Source organism: Acinetobacter sp. RF14B (assembly GCF_006864105.1).
In the GTDB taxonomy this organism is placed as follows: Bacteria; Pseudomonadota; Gammaproteobacteria; order Pseudomonadales; family Moraxellaceae; genus Acinetobacter; species Acinetobacter lwoffii_C.
In genome coordinates, this window is record NZ_SMTB01000011.1 from 1 (window position 1) to 17,173 (window position 17,173).

Annotated in this window: 16 protein-coding genes and 1 pseudogene; 5 read left to right on the forward strand and 12 right to left on the reverse strand. The window is 44.8% G+C overall.

Annotation, left to right across the window (positions count from 1 at the left end; genetic code table 11):
* From E2K52_RS03125 to trpA, 4 genes and pseudogenes are all read right to left on the reverse strand, one after another.
* A pseudogene (locus E2K52_RS03125) lies at positions 1 to 284 on the reverse strand (SPOR domain-containing protein); the annotation flags it as partial.
* Complete coding sequence (gene folC, locus E2K52_RS03130; protein ID WP_151203613.1) at positions 275 to 1,558, reverse strand: bifunctional tetrahydrofolate synthase/dihydrofolate synthase; 1,284 nt, start codon at positions 1,556 to 1,558, stop codon at positions 275 to 277. The gene folC and the pseudogene E2K52_RS03125, both read right to left, overlap by 10 nt.
* Entirely contained in the window at positions 1,555 to 2,451 is an 897-nt protein-coding gene (accD, locus tag E2K52_RS03135; protein WP_151203615.1) for an acetyl-CoA carboxylase, carboxyltransferase subunit beta, read from the reverse strand. The genes folC and accD overlap by 4 nt, the downstream gene beginning before the upstream one ends.
* Entirely contained in the window at positions 2,448 to 3,251 is an 804-nt protein-coding gene (trpA, locus tag E2K52_RS03140; RefSeq protein WP_151203617.1) for a tryptophan synthase subunit alpha, read from the reverse strand. Before trpA ends, accD begins: the two co-directional genes overlap by 4 nt.
* A gap of 364 nt (positions 3,252 to 3,615) precedes the next feature.
* On the opposite strand from trpA, the gene E2K52_RS03145 reads away from it, so the two are divergent.
* A complete protein-coding gene (locus tag E2K52_RS03145; protein ID WP_151203619.1) occupies positions 3,616 to 4,947 on the forward strand; it encodes a Na+/H+ antiporter NhaC family protein in 1,332 nt (443 codons plus the stop codon).
* Between the two features lie 39 nt (positions 4,948 to 4,986).
* Here the strand turns inward: E2K52_RS03145 and E2K52_RS03150 are convergent, their stop codons facing one another.
* Positions 4,987 to 6,024 carry a helix-turn-helix transcriptional regulator gene (locus tag E2K52_RS03150; protein WP_151203621.1) on the reverse strand — a complete coding sequence of 346 codons (1,038 nt, stop codon included), beginning with the start codon at positions 6,022 to 6,024 and terminating at the stop codon, positions 4,987 to 4,989.
* 143 nt (positions 6,025 to 6,167) lie between these two features.
* Between E2K52_RS03150 and E2K52_RS03155 the strand changes: the two genes are divergently transcribed.
* Positions 6,168 to 7,046 carry a metal-dependent hydrolase gene (locus E2K52_RS03155; RefSeq protein WP_151203623.1) on the forward strand — a complete coding sequence of 293 codons (879 nt, stop codon included), beginning with the start codon at positions 6,168 to 6,170 and terminating at the stop codon, positions 7,044 to 7,046.
* A gap of 198 nt (positions 7,047 to 7,244) precedes the next feature.
* Here the strand turns inward: E2K52_RS03155 and E2K52_RS03160 are convergent, their stop codons facing one another.
* The 7 genes from E2K52_RS03160 to ppx form a co-directional block, all read right to left on the reverse strand.
* Positions 7,245 to 8,237 (reverse strand): DUF2804 domain-containing protein, encoded by a 993-nt coding sequence (locus E2K52_RS03160; RefSeq protein WP_151203625.1) that lies wholly within the window; start codon positions 8,235 to 8,237, stop codon positions 7,245 to 7,247.
* Positions 8,238 to 8,369: 132 nt separating this feature from the next.
* Complete coding sequence (locus tag E2K52_RS03165) at positions 8,370 to 8,879, reverse strand: DUF1543 domain-containing protein (RefSeq protein WP_151203627.1); 510 nt, start codon at positions 8,877 to 8,879, stop codon at positions 8,370 to 8,372.
* 224 nt (positions 8,880 to 9,103) lie between these two features.
* Positions 9,104 to 9,673: a YggT family protein gene (locus tag E2K52_RS03170; protein ID WP_151203629.1), complete on the reverse strand. Its 570-nt coding sequence runs from the start codon at positions 9,671 to 9,673 to the stop codon at positions 9,104 to 9,106.
* 19 nt (positions 9,674 to 9,692) lie between these two features.
* Complete coding sequence (gene proC / locus E2K52_RS03175) at positions 9,693 to 10,532, reverse strand: pyrroline-5-carboxylate reductase (protein ID WP_151203631.1); 840 nt, start codon at positions 10,530 to 10,532, stop codon at positions 9,693 to 9,695.
* 2 nt (positions 10,533 to 10,534) lie between these two features.
* Positions 10,535 to 11,908, reverse strand: coding sequence for a tRNA lysidine(34) synthetase TilS (tilS, locus tag E2K52_RS03180; protein ID WP_151203633.1), 1,374 nt, complete (start codon positions 11,906 to 11,908; stop codon positions 10,535 to 10,537).
* Complete coding sequence (locus tag E2K52_RS03185; RefSeq protein WP_151203635.1) at positions 11,845 to 12,669, reverse strand: acetyl-CoA carboxylase carboxyltransferase subunit alpha; 825 nt, start codon at positions 12,667 to 12,669, stop codon at positions 11,845 to 11,847. Before E2K52_RS03185 ends, tilS begins: the two co-directional genes overlap by 64 nt.
* A gap of 31 nt (positions 12,670 to 12,700) precedes the next feature.
* Positions 12,701 to 14,221: an exopolyphosphatase gene (ppx, locus tag E2K52_RS03190; RefSeq protein WP_151203637.1), complete on the reverse strand. Its 1,521-nt coding sequence runs from the start codon at positions 14,219 to 14,221 to the stop codon at positions 12,701 to 12,703.
* A 259-nt stretch (positions 14,222 to 14,480) separates the two neighbouring features.
* On the opposite strand from ppx, the gene trxA reads away from it, so the two are divergent.
* The 3 genes from trxA (at position 14,481) to E2K52_RS03205 (ending at position 17,092) form a co-directional block, all read left to right on the forward strand.
* Positions 14,481 to 14,807 carry a thioredoxin gene (gene trxA / locus E2K52_RS03195; RefSeq protein ID WP_151203639.1) on the forward strand — a complete coding sequence of 109 codons (327 nt, stop codon included), beginning with the start codon at positions 14,481 to 14,483 and terminating at the stop codon, positions 14,805 to 14,807.
* A gap of 322 nt (positions 14,808 to 15,129) precedes the next feature.
* Positions 15,130 to 16,398 (forward strand): transcription termination factor Rho, encoded by a 1,269-nt coding sequence (gene rho, locus E2K52_RS03200; RefSeq protein WP_151203641.1) that lies wholly within the window; start codon positions 15,130 to 15,132, stop codon positions 16,396 to 16,398.
* Between the two features lie 406 nt (positions 16,399 to 16,804).
* Complete coding sequence (locus E2K52_RS03205) at positions 16,805 to 17,092, forward strand: hypothetical protein (protein WP_151203643.1); 288 nt, start codon at positions 16,805 to 16,807, stop codon at positions 17,090 to 17,092.
* Positions 17,093 to 17,173: the final 81 nt, after the last annotated feature.

Genomic DNA, 17,173 nt, shown 5'->3' on the forward strand with positions numbered 1-17,173 from the left:
ATTGCCAGGAACTCAGCTGCACGCGCCTCTTGCTCAGCAACGGCTTTTTCACGGTCACGGCGCTGCTGCTCCAGTAAACGCTTTTCAGTTTCTACATCCACAGTTAAAGAGCCTAATGAATTATTCACAGCCTCTTTATTTTCTGCTTCCATCGTCTGCACCGGACCTTGTTGACGCTCCTGCTGAATTTCATTCTGACCTTTCAGAAGTAATGCTGCCAATAAAACACCACCACCGAGTAAAACAACACCGCCCATCCAGCGCTGTTTATTATTCATTGACATTCTTCCAAATACTCCCATACCGCTTCTAAGGTATGAAATGATCCACATACCAAGATCAGCTGATGATTATCTGCCTGATCCAGCGCTGACTTAAAAGCGAATTGCACCTTATTAAATTGCTCTACTGCTTCCCCGCTCAAAGCTTCCGTCAAAGCTGTGACCTCTGCCGCACGCGGAACCGCTAATGGTGCAATTTTCCACAATCGGATATGTTCTTTCAATAACTTAACGACAGAATTTATATCTTTATCAGCCAACATGGAAAAAACACAAATCACTTCTTTGTATTTATTATTATATTTTAAATAATTACGCAATTGCTTTAATAAAAACTCGACGCCGTGCGGATTATGCCCTACATCAAAAATCACGGCTTTACCTTGAATTTCACGAATTTCAAACCGTCCAGGCAACTTGGCCAATTGTATGCCTTCGGCAATTGCTTCCTGACGAAGCTTTAATCCACTCAGCAGAAGAGCTGCAATTGCTGTCGAGATATTCTCTAAGGCCAGTGAGCCTGTCGGTAATTTTAAGGTCGTGCCTGAAGACGCAAATGCCCAGGTTTTACCCTCTTCAAAGGCTTCATAAAAATAGTCACGGTTGATCGCATACAAGGGTGCGTTAGACTTAGCCGCCTGATCTAAAATCGCCTGTGGAATCTGTTGCTGTCCGCCAAAAATTACCGGAATATTTGGACGAATAATACCAGCCTTTTCAAAGGCAATTTTCTCGATAGTATCCCCTAACCAGTCGGTATGATCCAGACCAATATTGGTAATGACTGCAACATCTGGATTGACTACATTGACCACATCCAGACGCCCGCCCAGGCCGACTTCCAGCACCCAGACATCACAATCTTGATCTTTAAAAATAACGAAAGCAGCCAGCGTAGTGGCTTCAAAAAAAGACAGGCTTAAATCACATTCACGGCGTGCCTGATCGACCTGTACAAACGCATCGATCAGTAACTGATCTTCGACTTCAATGCCGCGTAATTTGACCCGTTCATTGAAACGATATACATGCGGAGACTGATATAGCCCCACTTTAAAGCCGTGCGCATTTAAAATGGCAGCCAGCGTAGTGGTGGTTGAACCCTTCCCATTAGTTCCAGCCACGGTCAGCACTTTGGCAGCCGGGTCGGTCACGCCTAGCTTTTCAGCTACCGGAATGACCCGCTCCAGCCCTAAATCAATACCTGTAACGTGAACATGGCTCCAATAATCGAGCCATGTATCCAAAGAATCTGTTGCTAATGGTGCTGTATTCAAGGCAAGTTCATCAGTTTAGTCACAATGCGATAAACTGTATCACGTAATGCATGACGGTGAACAATCTGATCGATTACACCATGATCAAGCAAATATTCAGCACGCTGGAATGGTTCATCCAGTTTTTCACGCACGGTTTGTTCAATTACCCGTTTACCTGCAAAGCCGATCATGGCTTTAGGTTCGGCAATATGTACATCCCCCAGCATTGCCAGAGAAGCCGTCACCCCCCCATAAACCGGATGGGTGAGAACCACTACATAAGGCAGGCCAGCTTCTTTTAAACGCTGGATAGCCGCTGAAGTACGCGCCATTTGCATCAGAGAGAGCATGCCTTCCTGCATACGCGCACCACCAGATGCTGCAAAGCAGATTAAAGGCTGACGCGCTTTAATTGCACGCTCTGCTGCCTGCACAAAACGGTCACCCACAACCGTACCCATTGAACCGCCCATAAAGTCGAACTCAAAGGCACATGCAATCATCGGCACGTTTTTCAGCAACCCTTGCATCACAATCAGGGCTTCAGTCTCACCAGTTTTCTTTTGCGCTTCTGACATCCGCTCCGGATAAGCTTTACTGTCGACAAATTTTAGTGGATCTTTCGCAGTGAATTCCTGGCCCATTTCCGCTTCCACCTGATCGAAGAACCAGTTGAGACGGTCACGTGCTTTCATTTTCAGATGTTCATCACATTGCGGACAAACATAGGCATTAAATGACATCGCCGTACGTGTCACCAAAGCATGACATTCTGGGCATTCAATAGTAGGTTCTGTAAATGTGGCTTTGAGGGTGGTTTGCTCATCAGGAACATGAATACCCGGAACAATACGCTCCGTCCATGGGGTCGATGGGCTCAGAATTTTGCCTGATTTCACTTGTTGACTCATACTAACTCATCGAGCGCTGCTCGAAGCTCCTTGACTTTATTCACCGTAGCAATAACGGCCTGTTCTGGCGGGAGAGATGCGAAATGTTTAACAAATGCGCTCCCCACAATGACTGCATCGGCAGCAACACCCATCGCTTTCGCAGATGCAGCATCACTGATACCAAAACCCACACCTACAGGAATATCTGTCTCAGCCTTAATTTTCTGAATACGTGTTGCTGCTTCTGACACATCTAAAGTCGCAGCACCGGTCACACCTTTTAACGACACGTAGTAAATAAAGCCACCGGCCTGTTTAACTACATGCTGAATGCGCTCATCAGTTGAGGTCGGTGCCAGCAAGAAAATCTGGTCCATCTCGTATTTTTCCAAGACCTGACCCAGATCTGCTGCTTCTTCTGGTGGAAGATCGACCAGAAGCACACCATCTACACCGCATTCATAGGCATAAGCGACAAATTTTTCATAGCCAATGACTTCGACCGGATTTAGATAGCCCATCAGCACCACAGGTGTTTCGCGATCTTTCAAGCGAAACTCTTTCACCATATGCAGCGCATCGAGCGTATTGGTTCCACCTGCCAGCGCGCGTTCTGCAGCTAGGGCAATGGTCGGACCATCCGCCATCGGGTCAGAAAAAGGAAGACCCAACTCAATCACATCCACCCCTGCATCCACCATCTGATGAAGAAGAGGTACAGTGACCTCTGGATGCGGATCACCAGCCATTAAATAAGAAACCAAAGCTTTACGCTGTTGAGATTTAAGTTGTTCAAATCGTGTGGCTAAACGTGACATAGGGCTGAGCTTTCCTTAACGTATTTTAAACTTGAGGCATTGACTATGTAGAAATACAAGACATCGCATTGTAACGCTATTTTTTGTCCATTGAACAGTGTGCAGCATCGACCTCTGGTATTTCCTTTCCTGTATGAAGATTTCAGAACAACCCGGAAGGCTCTATTTACGATTATTTTGATTTTTTTCTCAATGATCAAAGATGCCTAATTTTACTATGCCCTAAAATATTGAATACTTAGATAAACTTATTTTTAATATATAAAAATTATAAAAATACAGATGTTAGCGCATTCACTTAAAGTTTTCGGAAATTGCAAAACCTGCTTTATACTAACCGCATTCTTTTAATTTTTTATCTCCTATGCAGACTGATTCCGAAGCTAGCGTGCAGGCCAACGCCATTGCACTGCTGCCGCTTATTGTATTTTTAACCATTTTTTTAGGTAGCGGGATCTATCATTCCCTGATCGGAACGGAGTTTGCGTTTTATCAGGTCAAAGCGCCAGTTGCCGCACTGCCTGCCATCATGCTGGCAGTCTGGCTGTATCGTGGCAAACTGAATCAGGGAATTGAAGCATTTTTAAAAGGAGCCAGCCATCCCAATCTGGTACTGATGTTCATGGTGTTTATGCTGGCCGGGGCCTTTGCCAATGTGAGCAGTACCATTGGCAGTGTCGATGCAACGGTACAGATGGCTTTGTCGATCATTCCCCCTGAATTTGTCCTGCCCATGCTATTTGTGATTTCAGCCTTTCTGGCAACGGCAATGGGGACCTCTATGGGGACTATTGCAGCCTGTGCGCCAATTGCTTTTGGTTTTAGTCAAGCAACGGATATTGCAGTAGTTTATGCAATTGGAGCAGTTGTGGGTGGCGCCATGTTCGGTGATAACCTGTCGATGATTTCCGACACAACGATAGCCGCCACGACCAGTCAGCGTGTACAACTGCGTGACAAGTTCAGAGTCAATGTCTGGATTGCCGTTCCGGCTTCCATAATCACGATTCTGATTTATATTGTAAGTATCGGTCGTTCCAGCCCTGTGGCATATCAGGATTTCAACTGGATCCTGATTCTTCCTTATATCGCCGTCTTTTTATTGGCCTTTAGCCGTTTGCATGTTTTAGCCGTGCTGAGTATGGGCGTATTGTTATCGAGCCTGTTCGGCCTGTTTGCTACGCCCGGTTTTAATCTGCTCAAGCTGAACACTTCAATTTATGATGGCTTTGTTGGCATGTTTGAGGTGGCCTTGCTCTCCATGTTCTTGGGCGGTCTGTCTGCTCTCATGCAACGTGAAGGTGGCTTGCGCTGGCTGATCGAACGCATTTATGCATTGACGCGCCTGTTTAAGGTCGGCCGTGAACGCGCTGGCGAAATTGGCATCAGTTTTCTGGTGGTATTTTCTAATCTGTTTGTGGCAAATAATACCGTGGCCATTATCCTGTCGGGAGATATGGCCCGTGAAGTAGCCAAAGAATACGGCGTAGATCCCAAACGAGCCGCTGCCCTAATGGATATTTTTTCCTGCGTCGTTCAGGGGTTGATTCCTTATGGCGCACAGTTGCTGCTGGCATGTTCAATTGCCAAACTCTCTCCGGTCGAACTGATTGGTGGCGTATATTACTGCTGGATTTTGGCAATTTTTGCCGTAATCGCAATTGCGGTACGTTACCCAAAACTAAAAACCGCTTAAATGTGTCTCTTGAGATGACGGTCATCACAGAGCGCTTTGTTAACGCTGATCTTGTTTGGGCTGCTTACGGTATTGTAATAAAGTGCGGCCCGTTGCTGCCTTATAAGCACGTGCCAAGGCAGACTGGTCAGAATAGTCCAGCTGCTCGGCAATCTCACTCAAGCTGATCTCCTGCTGGAGCAGCAGATCACAACGTTTTATCCGCTCCTGTTCCAGCAGCTTTTTAAAGCTTGTGCCCTGCTCGGCAAGTTTACGCTGCAAAGTACGGACAGACAGCAGCAGATGTTCTGCCAGCTGTTCAATTTTTAAAGCTTGCTGGTGCATACGCAAGTGATCTGTAATCAGCCTTTGGGCATGTTGCAGCGTCGATTCCAGTTGTGGCCGGGCGGCAATTTCCCCTTCAGCCTGACGAATTAACAGTTGCAGCAGCATCGGGTCAGCCTGATCAGATTTCAGGTTCAGGCCTTGCACATCCAGCTCCAGTGCATAATGAGGTTGAGAAAATTTAAGCTCTGTTGCATAAAACTTTTGAAAATGAATCACTGCAATCTCAGGCCGATGTGCAAAGTGGATGCTGCGCAACAACAAAGGCTGCTCCTGCAAAATAAAACGGCCCAGTTGCACCATTGCCGCTATGGTCAGTTCATTCAGAACATTATAACGTTCCTCCAGAAAAGCCCAGTACAACTCGACACTCTGTTCATGCTGTCGCAGTTGAAAAGGAATAAGATCACTGCCATCCACCACCAGCCGTTGAAAGCGTATGATATAACCGATGATTTCTGAAATGCTGCTACTTTTGGAAGCCATATAACCCAGCACACCAAAATGCTCTGGCCTGATTTCCTGGACAATTTCAAAAATTAACTGCGGACAATCAAGATGCTGCCGGGTGCTGAGCAATACATTGTTAAGCAGTTGCAGTGGCACCTGTATATCAAAAGGCTGATCAATCAAGCCTTGCAATTGCTCCTTAAAATCTTTCAGGAAATCAGCATGTAAAGGATCAATCTGCCGGCTTCGTAAATAACTTGCCCACAGCTGGATATAACCATTGGATATTTTGATCTCTTGCATAGCGATTCCCAATCACGGCTGCAACACGATATATTTTTTATTTCTTCTGGCGTAAAATGTATAAAAATTGGCAATATCTGTCAAAACAATTCACCCACTCTCCGACATACTGTCAATATCTCCAGAAAAAAGAATAAAAGTAAATGAACGCTATAGTAAAATCCACCATACAACCTGTGGTCCGTAGCAATCTTGATTTCAAGCTTGATGAAATTCCACGTTACTGGTTTGGCGGTGATCCTTTTCTGACCCGCATGTTTGATGCGCTCAGCCTGACCTTTCCAGATGGCGAGCGCTATTTTATTCTGAGTGTGCGACTGTTTCGCGACCAAATCAAAGACCCCAAGCTACAGCAGCGTGTAGCCGATTTTATTCGTCAGGAAGCGCAGCATGGTATTGCACATGACCAAATGAATGATCTGATGCGTGAGCAAGGGATGCCGGTTGACCAGTTTATTAGCCGCTTGAATAGTATGATGAACAGAGATCTCAAGTACCGTTCACCACATTACAATATTGCCGTCACTGCTGCTGCAGAACACTTAACCGCCTTAATGGCAGAAACGTTTTATGCCCATAAGCAGACACTGGCTGCAGCACATCCTTATGTGCGCGCTCTTTTCGCTTGGCATGCCATTGAGGAAATGGAACACCGTGATGTGGCCTTCGATGTGATGAAAGAGGTCGCCAAAACACCCGAATTAACCCGTAAAGCGGCCCTGCCGTTTATCACGGTGGTGATGTTCGGTTTTACCCTCTACCGCGCAAATATCATGTTGAAATATGATGGTTTTAACCGACTACAGCGCTGGCAAATGAACCTCAAAGGCCTGCCGTGGTTCTTTGGTAGAAAAGGGGTGCTAACACGCATGGGCAAGCAATATCGTGACTGGTTTAAAGCTGACTTCCATCCAAGCCAACACCCAGTCATTGCGCAATACGAAGTCTGGGTCAAAACTCTGGAGGAAACCAATAATCCAATTCTGGCAGGTGAAGCATTCTGGCAGGCCGCACAAGCTTAAGTGCTCAGCAAAGATAGGCCAGCAGATTGTAAAAAGTCTTCACGCTTGAATTATGCCAGTCCCTAAACAATATGGACTGGCATTTTTATCAGGTAACTGGAGGTAAAAAATAAGGTGTCTATTTCTAAACACCGAAACTGACTCATATTCTGAATAGGATAGGAAAGACTCTTTAAGGAGGCAGGTATTAAAAAAAGCTTACCACTTCGCATAGTGCTGCTCTAAAAGCCCATATTCATTTAACAGAATAATTTCCTGATCACCTTGCTGAATGGTGCCACAGATTTTGGCCTGCCACTGACTGAACTGACTACCGACCAAACGCAGATTCAGATTCTCATAACGACGCCAGCCGGTTTTAACTGTCAGATTTAAACGTTGATCCAGCGACTGAATACTCCACTGGTTTTCATTTTCCTGCTGAAACAGCACATCTGCGAGTGGATAAATCTTTCCATTCACCCATAAACAGTTTTCATTGCCAAAACTTTCATTGACACCAGATGCCAGATTAATCCCGATCCGGTTTTGATTGGCATCCCTAAAATTACTGGACAGCCAGAACCATGCCGTTTCAGGGCGCAAAAAGCCGCAAGTATCATCCAGAGAGGCAAAAGTCCGTTCATTAAATTGCAGGGTTTGGCCCTGCTTGTTGACGAAATACCCTTCACATGCCAGCGTGGTCAATTTTTGGGTATAGGTCCAGCCATTAATTCCGGTCGGACTGCACATACTCAGTGGCTCTGTTCCTGCACAGAAGATGCGGGCCGAAAGTTTGATTTCTCCATATTTGGTAACGTTGATATAACGCACCCCGTTGCTATGCTGAATCTCGATCTGAAAAGGTGACTTATTAAAATAACTATGATTAAACAGCGGCTGCTCATCCAGTACCGTATGCCGTGCCAGAAAATTAATCGCCTTCCATTCCTGTACATCATTGGTGAGATGATTATAGATATAGACAAAACTATGCCCAGCCCATGCGATATCGGCAATCGCCAGACCAATCGTATAGTGCTCGTGCTGAATACTACAAAACTTGAATTTTTTATACTTTAAATGTTTACGCCAACCCGAAACCGTATTTCCATAAGGGGTTCTGTAGCGATAGGCATCATAATCAATGCTTTTGGGAATTTCCTTAAAACGTCCGTAACGCGGTTGTCCATTTGCCTGAATTAAATCCATTTAAGACATTCCATCTTATTCAGAAACGATATTTTTAATCGTATTATGCCCATTATTAAGATTTGATAAAGCGTTTTTTGCTACCACTCGTCGAGATCTGCTACATCACCCTCTGTTTATCATTTCATCCATTTAAATCGACAGATAGGTATTTTCCCAGCGATTAGGCTTAAACTCACCCTCGACCAGCTGGATATAACGGCCATAGACATGCTCGATGGCAATGCAGTCATCTATATCTAGCACTCGATCAGTATGCTGTTTTTGCCAGTGCCGTGCAAAATGGGCTTTACCCCGCTGCTTGGCGACCATGGCATTTTGTGCGACCACCAGCACATAACGATGCAGCTCGCCAAATTCATGTGCATCATAGCCTCCCAAATTAATAAGCCAGAGTTTTTCATTCGCCTGATTCGGTGCGGCATCCGTAAATTGAATCTGGTAGGGCTTTCCTGCAAACTCTACGCCATGAATCTGCGCCCAGGCATCTATATGTAAACCTTGCTGTTCGCCAAACCAGGCATTTTTCAGTTGCGGATAGGTTTCTTCCAGACTTCCCCCCACCGCCAGAACCACATCATGGACTTCTGTATTTGCCCGCACATGACGGCCTCCAAGCATGACAATAAATAGACTGGACATCACACGCTCCTTGGTAAATATTTCACCTAGACACTATATTTATCTGTCCCGAGACCAGAGTTGCACTGAAGGGAGCAGGATAAAACCCATCATTTTAATTTGCTTGCTTAATGTGCCATTCAAGGGTTTTCTGGGGGCAAATTAAACCAGAGCTCTTCATTAAAAGAGTTTCCCATTTGTCCCCTATAAAAAAAGATGCCTTAGCATCCTTTTTTAAAATCTTGTTAAAGGCCAGTCAACAAGACAATGGCAACTTGATTCATAATCATTTCAATAATGATCAAGGCCAGAATCGCCATAATTGGAGACAGGTCAATCATGCCCATATTCGGCATAATACGGCGAAATGGTGCCAGAATCGGTTCAGCCAGTTCCTGCACTACCTCAATATAAGGAGAACGCGATTGGGTAAACATGACCACCCAGCTTAAAATAATGGCTGCAAAAATCAGATAACGACAGAAACGGATCAGATCCTGAATCATCGTGACAAAAGTCAAAATCAGCAGATGTACAGGGCCATTCGGCATCCCTCCGGACAAATACATCATGCCAAAAATCTTGAGTAGATATAACACCACCAGCAAGGCCAAAGCTGCCGTATTGACCCGGCCTTTGGCCAGGGTCGGAAAGATACGACCGAATACATCTACAATTTTTGTCGCCTTGACAGTTGAAAGTACTACCGGATTATAGGGACTGATGACAGCCAGTTGCATTAAAAAGCGGAAGAATACGAGCAAAATCGCGACGTTAATGATAATGCCAAAAATTAGCGCAGAATTTGCACCCATACTTGAACGTTCCTAAAAATTAAACTGAAGATTGATTACTTTCACTAAGTTCTTGTGCAAGTTCTTGGCTACGTTTTTGTGCAGCCGCCAAAGCTGCCTGAATATTCTGCGAGATTTGCGCACGGTCAAAAACCTCCAGCGCTGCCTGCGTTGTCCCATTAGGAGAAGTTACATTTTTACGCAGTTCAGCGGGTGTATTAGAGCTGGTAATGGCCATCTGCGCTGCACCTAATGCAGTCTGCAAAGTTAGAGCAGTAGCAGTCTTCTCATCCAGACCTAAATTTTTGCCCGCACGGATCATGCTTTCCATCATATAGAAAAAATAGGCAGGTCCCGAACCGGATACAGCTGTCACTGCATCAATCTGTGCCTCTGAGTTTACCCAAATTGTCAGACCAGTAGAAGCGAGAACTTGACTGGCCAGCTCTCGGTCAGTTGCCTCGACATTGTCATGGGCATATAGTCCATGTGCGCCGGTTTGCACCAGCGCCGGAGTATTTGGCATCACCCGTACAATACGTTCCGCCCCCAATAGTCGCGACAAAGTCGCAATTTCTGCACCTGCGACAATAGAAATAATCAGCTTGTCACTCACCAATCCTTTCAAGGGTAGCAGTACGCTAGCCAGCACCTGAGGTTTAACTGCAAACACGACAATATCCGCATCTTTGATCGCAGCCTGGTTATCATCAGTCACATGTATATCTTTTTCTGCCAGCAGCGTACGGACTTTTTCAACCGGATCAGCCACTGTAATACGTGTTGCTGCCAATCCTCGTGAAATCAGGCCGCCAATTAAAGCCTGCGCCATATTACCGCCACCGATAAAACAGATATTACAATTTAAAGCTGCACTCATGTTCAATGCTCGTCGTTGAGTTCTAATGTCGAAGAAACCAAAATAGGTAGCCACCCCCCTGCTGTACAATATGCAGATTGAGCCAACCAGAATCCCTGAGGTGTAAACACGCCTAGCATAACATTATCTGTGCTTAATATTTGAATCGTATGTCGTGTCCAGGGAAATATTTGCGCTTCCTGAATGGCTTTCTTTAAGGGCCAGTTACCTACACGTCCATGCAAATGGATTTTTTCACCGCCTTGTCTTCGTGTCAGTTTCAGCCGCCGATTCAGTAAATCTCTGGATAAACCCACAGTTGCCTGCTGAATTTTAAAGCTTCCTGAAGGCAGTCGCACATTGGCAGCCAAGTTCAACTGCAGGACTTGCTCAACGGGAATAGCATTTCGATCTGCCTGATAAACAGCAGCTGTTAAGCGATAGAGCTGTTGCTGATAACGCACATAATAATAGCCTTGCCAATGCAGTGCAGCCTGAGCATCCAGTTTTGCAGCAATAACTTCACGCTGCAAACGTTCCACCATATCAAAGGCAGGACGATATTGTGCTGTGCCTTTCATCCAGATCGACAAGAGCTGGCGTTGTCGTGCTTTAGATAATTGATTCAACCGGGTTAAATCAAGCCTTGCTGCAGTGCCGCAAGATTTCAAATCCTGCTGCACAATTTCCTGCAAAATATCCTGTGTATCCTGCATTAGTACGGCACTACGCGCCAAAGCATTCTGCATTTTAGGATAACGTTCTGTCAGCACTGGCCATAACTGCTCACGTGCCCAAGCACGATCATAGTGAATATCCTGATTGGTCGGATCTTCAATATTCTGGATATTTAAATCCATAGCCCACTGACAAATCTGCTCACGGGAGATATCTAGCAATGGCCGCCAGATGGTTAGATTTTCTCGCTGATCTACCGGTTTCATAGCGGCCAGACCATCAATTCCTGCACCAGAGAGCAGGCGCAGCATCAAGGTTTCTGCCTGATCCTGCTGATGATGGGCCAATACCAGAATTTCATTGACTTGCAGATGTTGTGCATAAGCCTGATAACGAGCCTGACGAGCCTGAAGCTCAAGATTTCCACTCAGGACCTGAACCGGCTGGACGATGCAGGGAATATGCCGCTGCTGACATTGCTGCTGGACGAAAGTTCCCCACCCTGCACTCATGTGCTGCAATTGATGATCCACATAAATGGCACGCACTTTTTCGGGACAGAAAAAAAACATCAGATGCAGCAGCAGCATAGAATCTACGCCACCACTGCATCCGATTAGAAATTTTTTTTCTGCAGGAAATTCCTGCAGTTGCTTTAAGAAACCAGACCTAAATTGTCGCTGCCAAACTTCATTAAACGTTGGTAACGTGCTTCGCATCGCTCTTGTGCTTCCATCGGTTGCAATTCATTTAAAGCTTCTTTCAGGACAGCTTTCAGGCTGTTCATGACCTGATCCGGATTTAAATGAGCGCCCTCACCTTCATCCACGACATATTCCACAATCCCCATTTTCTGCAGCTTGTCTGCTGTCAGGGCCAGCGCTTCACTCGCTACCTCTGCTTTCTCTGCAGTTTTCCACAAAATAGATGCACAGCCTTCTGGCGAAATCACAGAATAGATACTATGAGACAGCATAATGACCCGATCCGCGACACCAATACCCAGTGCGCCACCCGAACCACCTTCACCCAGTACCGTAGCAATTACAGGCACTTTCAAATTAGAGAGTTGAGCAAGGCTGGTGGCAATTGCTTCAGCCTGACCACGTTCTTCTGCCCCTACCCCCGGATAAGCGCCCATGGTATCAATAAAGGTAAAGACCGGCAGATTAAAACGTTCCGCCATGTCTAGTAAACGCTGGGCCTTGCGGTAACCTTCCGGGTTACTCATGCCGAAATTATGCTGTAGTTTTTCACGGGTACTGCGACCGCGATGCTGACCGACAATCATCACGGGCTGCCCATCAAAGCGAGCTAGACCGCCAATCATGGCACCATCATCACCATATAAACGGTCACCATGTAAAGCATCAAATTCAGTGAATATTTCACCAACATAATCCAGAAATTGTGGACGTTCCGGATGACGGGCGATCTGCACTGTCTTCCATGCTTTTGATGGGGTAGCTTTATTTCTCATAGGTTAACCGTTTTTCATCCCTATAAAGGTATTAATTAACAAACTGTTCAGACTGAATCGAGAGATCAATGTCCCAATTTTTAAACTGCAGCTGTTCATCATGCAGCTCAGCGATTAGCAATGGCCACTGTTTGGCATCACCGGAAATACTGAGCTGCCATTGTTGCGTATTTTTTGCCTTGAGTTCAATGGCAGGAAGCATCTCATCACTGCGGCTGTGATTGACCAAAACCGCCAGACGAAGCAGCAAACACAAGTATAAAAGTTTAGATCCGCCCACTTTCATCACATCAATCTTGGCATCAGTGCGCAATTTGCGACGATGGTGCGCGACTAAATGTGACAAATAGTTCTGGTCGATTTGGGAAAAACCGGCAATGTCGGAGTGCTGCAACAAATAGGCACCATGACGCTGATAACCACTATGGCTGATTGCCAGACCAATTTCATGCAAATAGGCAGCCCGGCGCAACAGGTCACTGTCATCACTGTTCAGTCCAAGCTGTTCAGCCATATCATCAAACATTTTTTGTGCAGTTTGCACTACACGCTCTGCCTGTTTGCTGTCGGCACTATAACGTCCAATCAGGGCATGTACCGAACGGTCTCGAATATCTTCATGCTTAAAACGGCCCAACAGGTCATACATGACCCCTTCACGTAATGCACCATCAGAATAGGTTAGATAACGAACATTCAGGACATCAAAAACGGCATAAAGAATAGCAATACCTGCCGGCAGAACTGCACGGCGATCCTCTTTAAGTCCTTCAAATTCCATTTCAGAGACATGTTTGTATTTCAGCAGCTTGTCTTTCAGTTTTTCTAGACCTTCGCGGGTAAGCTGTTCCTTATCATTGCTCCAGCCCATGTTCACACAGATCTGGCGACAGGCTTTAATCGTACCGCTTGAGCCAACTACCGCATCCCAACCTGCTGCCTTATAGGTATTGGCAATACCAGAAATTTCTTTACGTGCTGCAGTGACCGCCTTATCAAAAGCCTTGCTACTGATTTGACCTTCAGGGAAATAAGCTTTGGTAAAAGCCACACACCCCATTTGCACCGACTCTGTATGAATCGGCTCAAATTCCTCACCAATAATCAGTTCGGTTGAACCACCACCAATATCCACCACCAGGCGGCGACCTGAATTTTCCATGGTGTGTGACACACCCAGATAAATGAGACGAGCTTCTTCTCGCCCTGCAATAATTTCTATCGGCTTAGGCAGAATTTCAGCCGCTTTTTGAATAAATTCATCCCCGTTTTTAGCCTGGCGTAGCGCATTGGTTGCCACGATTCTTAAACGGTTGGGCTGCACGGCCCCCAAACGTCCCACAAAACGTGCCAGACATGCCAGACCGCGCTGCTGTGCTGCCTCAGTTAAATTCTTATTTTCATCCAGCCCTGCAGCCAGCTGAACCTTTTCTGACATTGATACGACTTTTTTAACTTCGCCATGATCCACACGGGCAATCGCCAAATGAAAGCTGTTTGATCCCATATCGATGGCTGCAAGTAGCTCTTCATCAATCAAAAAATCAGACATTTCAGAAATCAACCTTTTACAAATTGTGCCTAGAGTAATTCACAACCATGCAATTTAAAAGCCATTTAACAGCACAATTTCGCGTAATTATTTTTTCATTTATATGTCAATTGCATGACACGATGATGACTATCGTCATCATCCATTGGACAAAACACGATTTAAGCTTCAAAATTTACAGATTCCCCTACATTGTTAAAGAAGGCTATGTAATACTAAGAAATATAGTCATCTTTAAAAATTATTTCTGGAGCCTTTCATGTCTGGCAACATTGTAAATACTACTGACGCAAACTTCGAAGCAGACGTTCTTCAATCGGATATTCCTGTACTAGTAGACTTCTGGGCAGGCTGGTGTGCACCATGTAAAGCCATTGCCCCTGTACTTGAAGTCCTTGCAGATGAATACCAAGGCAAAGTAAAAATTGTCAAAGTAGATGTGACGGCTTGCGAACAAACTGCAGTAAATTTCAATATCCGCAACATTCCTGCATTGCTGATGTTTAAAGGCGGTAAAGTGATTGCGACTCAAGTAGGTGCAGCACCAAAATCAAAATTGACTGCGTTTATTGATGAAAATATCTAAGCATATCCAATTCAAATTAAAATACGCGACAAATCGCCGCGTATTTTTTTCGACTATAAATTGACAAAAAGCGGTTTCTCTCTTATATTTCTAACTCAAGAGATAAAGGATGCTAAATCCTGCCAATTTCTTAAAAGATACATTACATAAGATGCCGCTCGGCAATAGAAATTGTTTTTCACGTTTCTCTTTCAAACAATCAAACAGATCTCTGAATTGTTCTTCTACAAATTCAATTACTTTCGTTTGAATGCTTGTATGCGGCCAAATCTTACTCCCTTTCTAACCTGTACCTCAGAACTTTGATTCTATCTGACTACCTATGAATTTAACCGAACTCAAGAAAAAACCGATTGGCGAACTCATCAAGATTGCCGAGTTTATGGGCCTTGAAGGTATGGCGCGTAACCGCAAGCAAGACATTATTTTTGCCATCTTAAAACGTCATGCAATGAATGGCGAAGAGATTTTTGGTGATGGCGTTCTAGAAATTTTGTCAGATGGATTTGGCTTCTTACGCTCTGCCGCAGGCTCTTATCTGGCAGGTCCTGACGATATTTATGTCAGCCCTTCACAAATCCGTCGTTTTAACCTGCGTACTGGCGATACTATTACCGGCACAATTCGTCCGCCTAAAGAAGGTGAACGTTATTTTGCTCTGCTCAAAGTCAACCAGATTAACTACGATACGCCAGAAAACTCGCGTAATAAGATCCTATTTGAAAACCTGACCCCACTTTTTCCAACTGAACAGCTGATCATGGAACTAGGCAATGGTACAACTGAAGATTTGACTGCACGTGTAGTCGATCTGGTTGCACCGATTGGTAAAGGTCAACGTTCGATTATTGTAGCGCCGCCAAAAGCGGGTAAAACCATGCTGCTACAAAATATCGCCCAGTCTATTATCCGCAATAACCCGGAAGTTTTCCTGATTGTACTTTTGATTGACGAACGTCCTGAAGAAGTTACTGAAATGGAACGTACTGTTCGCGGTGAAGTGGTGGCTTCAACCTTTGACGAATCACCGGCCCGTCACGTTCAGGTAGCCGAAATGGTCATTGAAAAAGCCAAACGTCTGGTTGAACATAAAAAAGATGTCGTCATTCTGCTTGACTCAATCACACGTCTGGCGCGTGCTTATAACACTGTGATTCCTTCCTCTGGTAAGGTGCTCACAGGTGGTGTTGATGCTCACGCGCTGGAGCGTCCAAAGCGTTTCTTTGGGGCGGCACGTAATATCGAAGAAGGCGGTTCATTGACTATCATCTCGACTGCGCTGATTGAAACCGGTAGCAAGATGGATGAAGTGATTTACGAGGAATTTAAAGGTACAGGCAACCAAGAAATTACCCTGGATCGCCGTATTGCAGAAAAACGTGTATTCCCTGCCATGAATATCAAGAAATCAGGCACGCGTCGTGAAGAGCGCCTGATGTCCGAAGATAATCTGCGTAAAGTCTGGATTCTGCGTAAATTACTCCACACTCAGGATGAACTGGTAGCCATGGAATTCTTACTGGATCGGATGAAAGAAACCAAGACCAATGATGAGTTCTTTGACCAGATGAAACGTAAAGCATCTAATTAATATTAATCATCACATAAAAGGCCACCTATTAGGTGGCCTTTTTTGGTTGACAAGCCTTACACTTTGAAACAATATGCATGAAATCATGTAAACTTATTTTTAAGGTTTTGATTAATAAAATAAATAAAACAAAGTAATCAGAAACTTAAAAAATGTAACCTGCCTTTCTCCAATCCTAATCTTTCAATTAATTGTTATTTTCTGTTAAAAAACTCTTCATTTTTATCATTTTTCTACATTTTTAACGGTTTAGCCAGTAGCAATTCAAAATCCACGGTGATAGCATATTTACAGACCAGTTAGACTGCTCCTGCGTTGTTAGTCCCTGACAAAATTAGGAATAATAAAAGCATATTACAGCCTAACTCCGGTTTTTTTTAATCTCATTTTTTTAGAGAGTGATGCCATGTTATTCAAAAAAATCGCTATTGCTGCTGCAGTTGCTACTACTTTAGCTTTCGTTGGTTGTGCTAAAAAAGCTGACGACGCTGCTACTGACGCTAACCAAGCTGCTTCTGAAGCTGTAGAAGCTGCTTCTGAAGCTGAAGCTGCTGCTGATGCTGCTGCTGTAGAAGCTACTTCTGAAGTTGCTACTACTGAAGCTGCTGCTGCTTCTGAAGCTGACGCTGCTGCTGCTGTTGCTGTTGACGCTGCTGCTGACGCAACTGCTGCTTCTGAAGCTGCGGCTCAATAATCATTACGATTATTCAGTACAAAAAAAGAGAGCCATTGGCTCTCTTTTTTTGTGGCTATAAAAATCTAAATTTTTATAGCT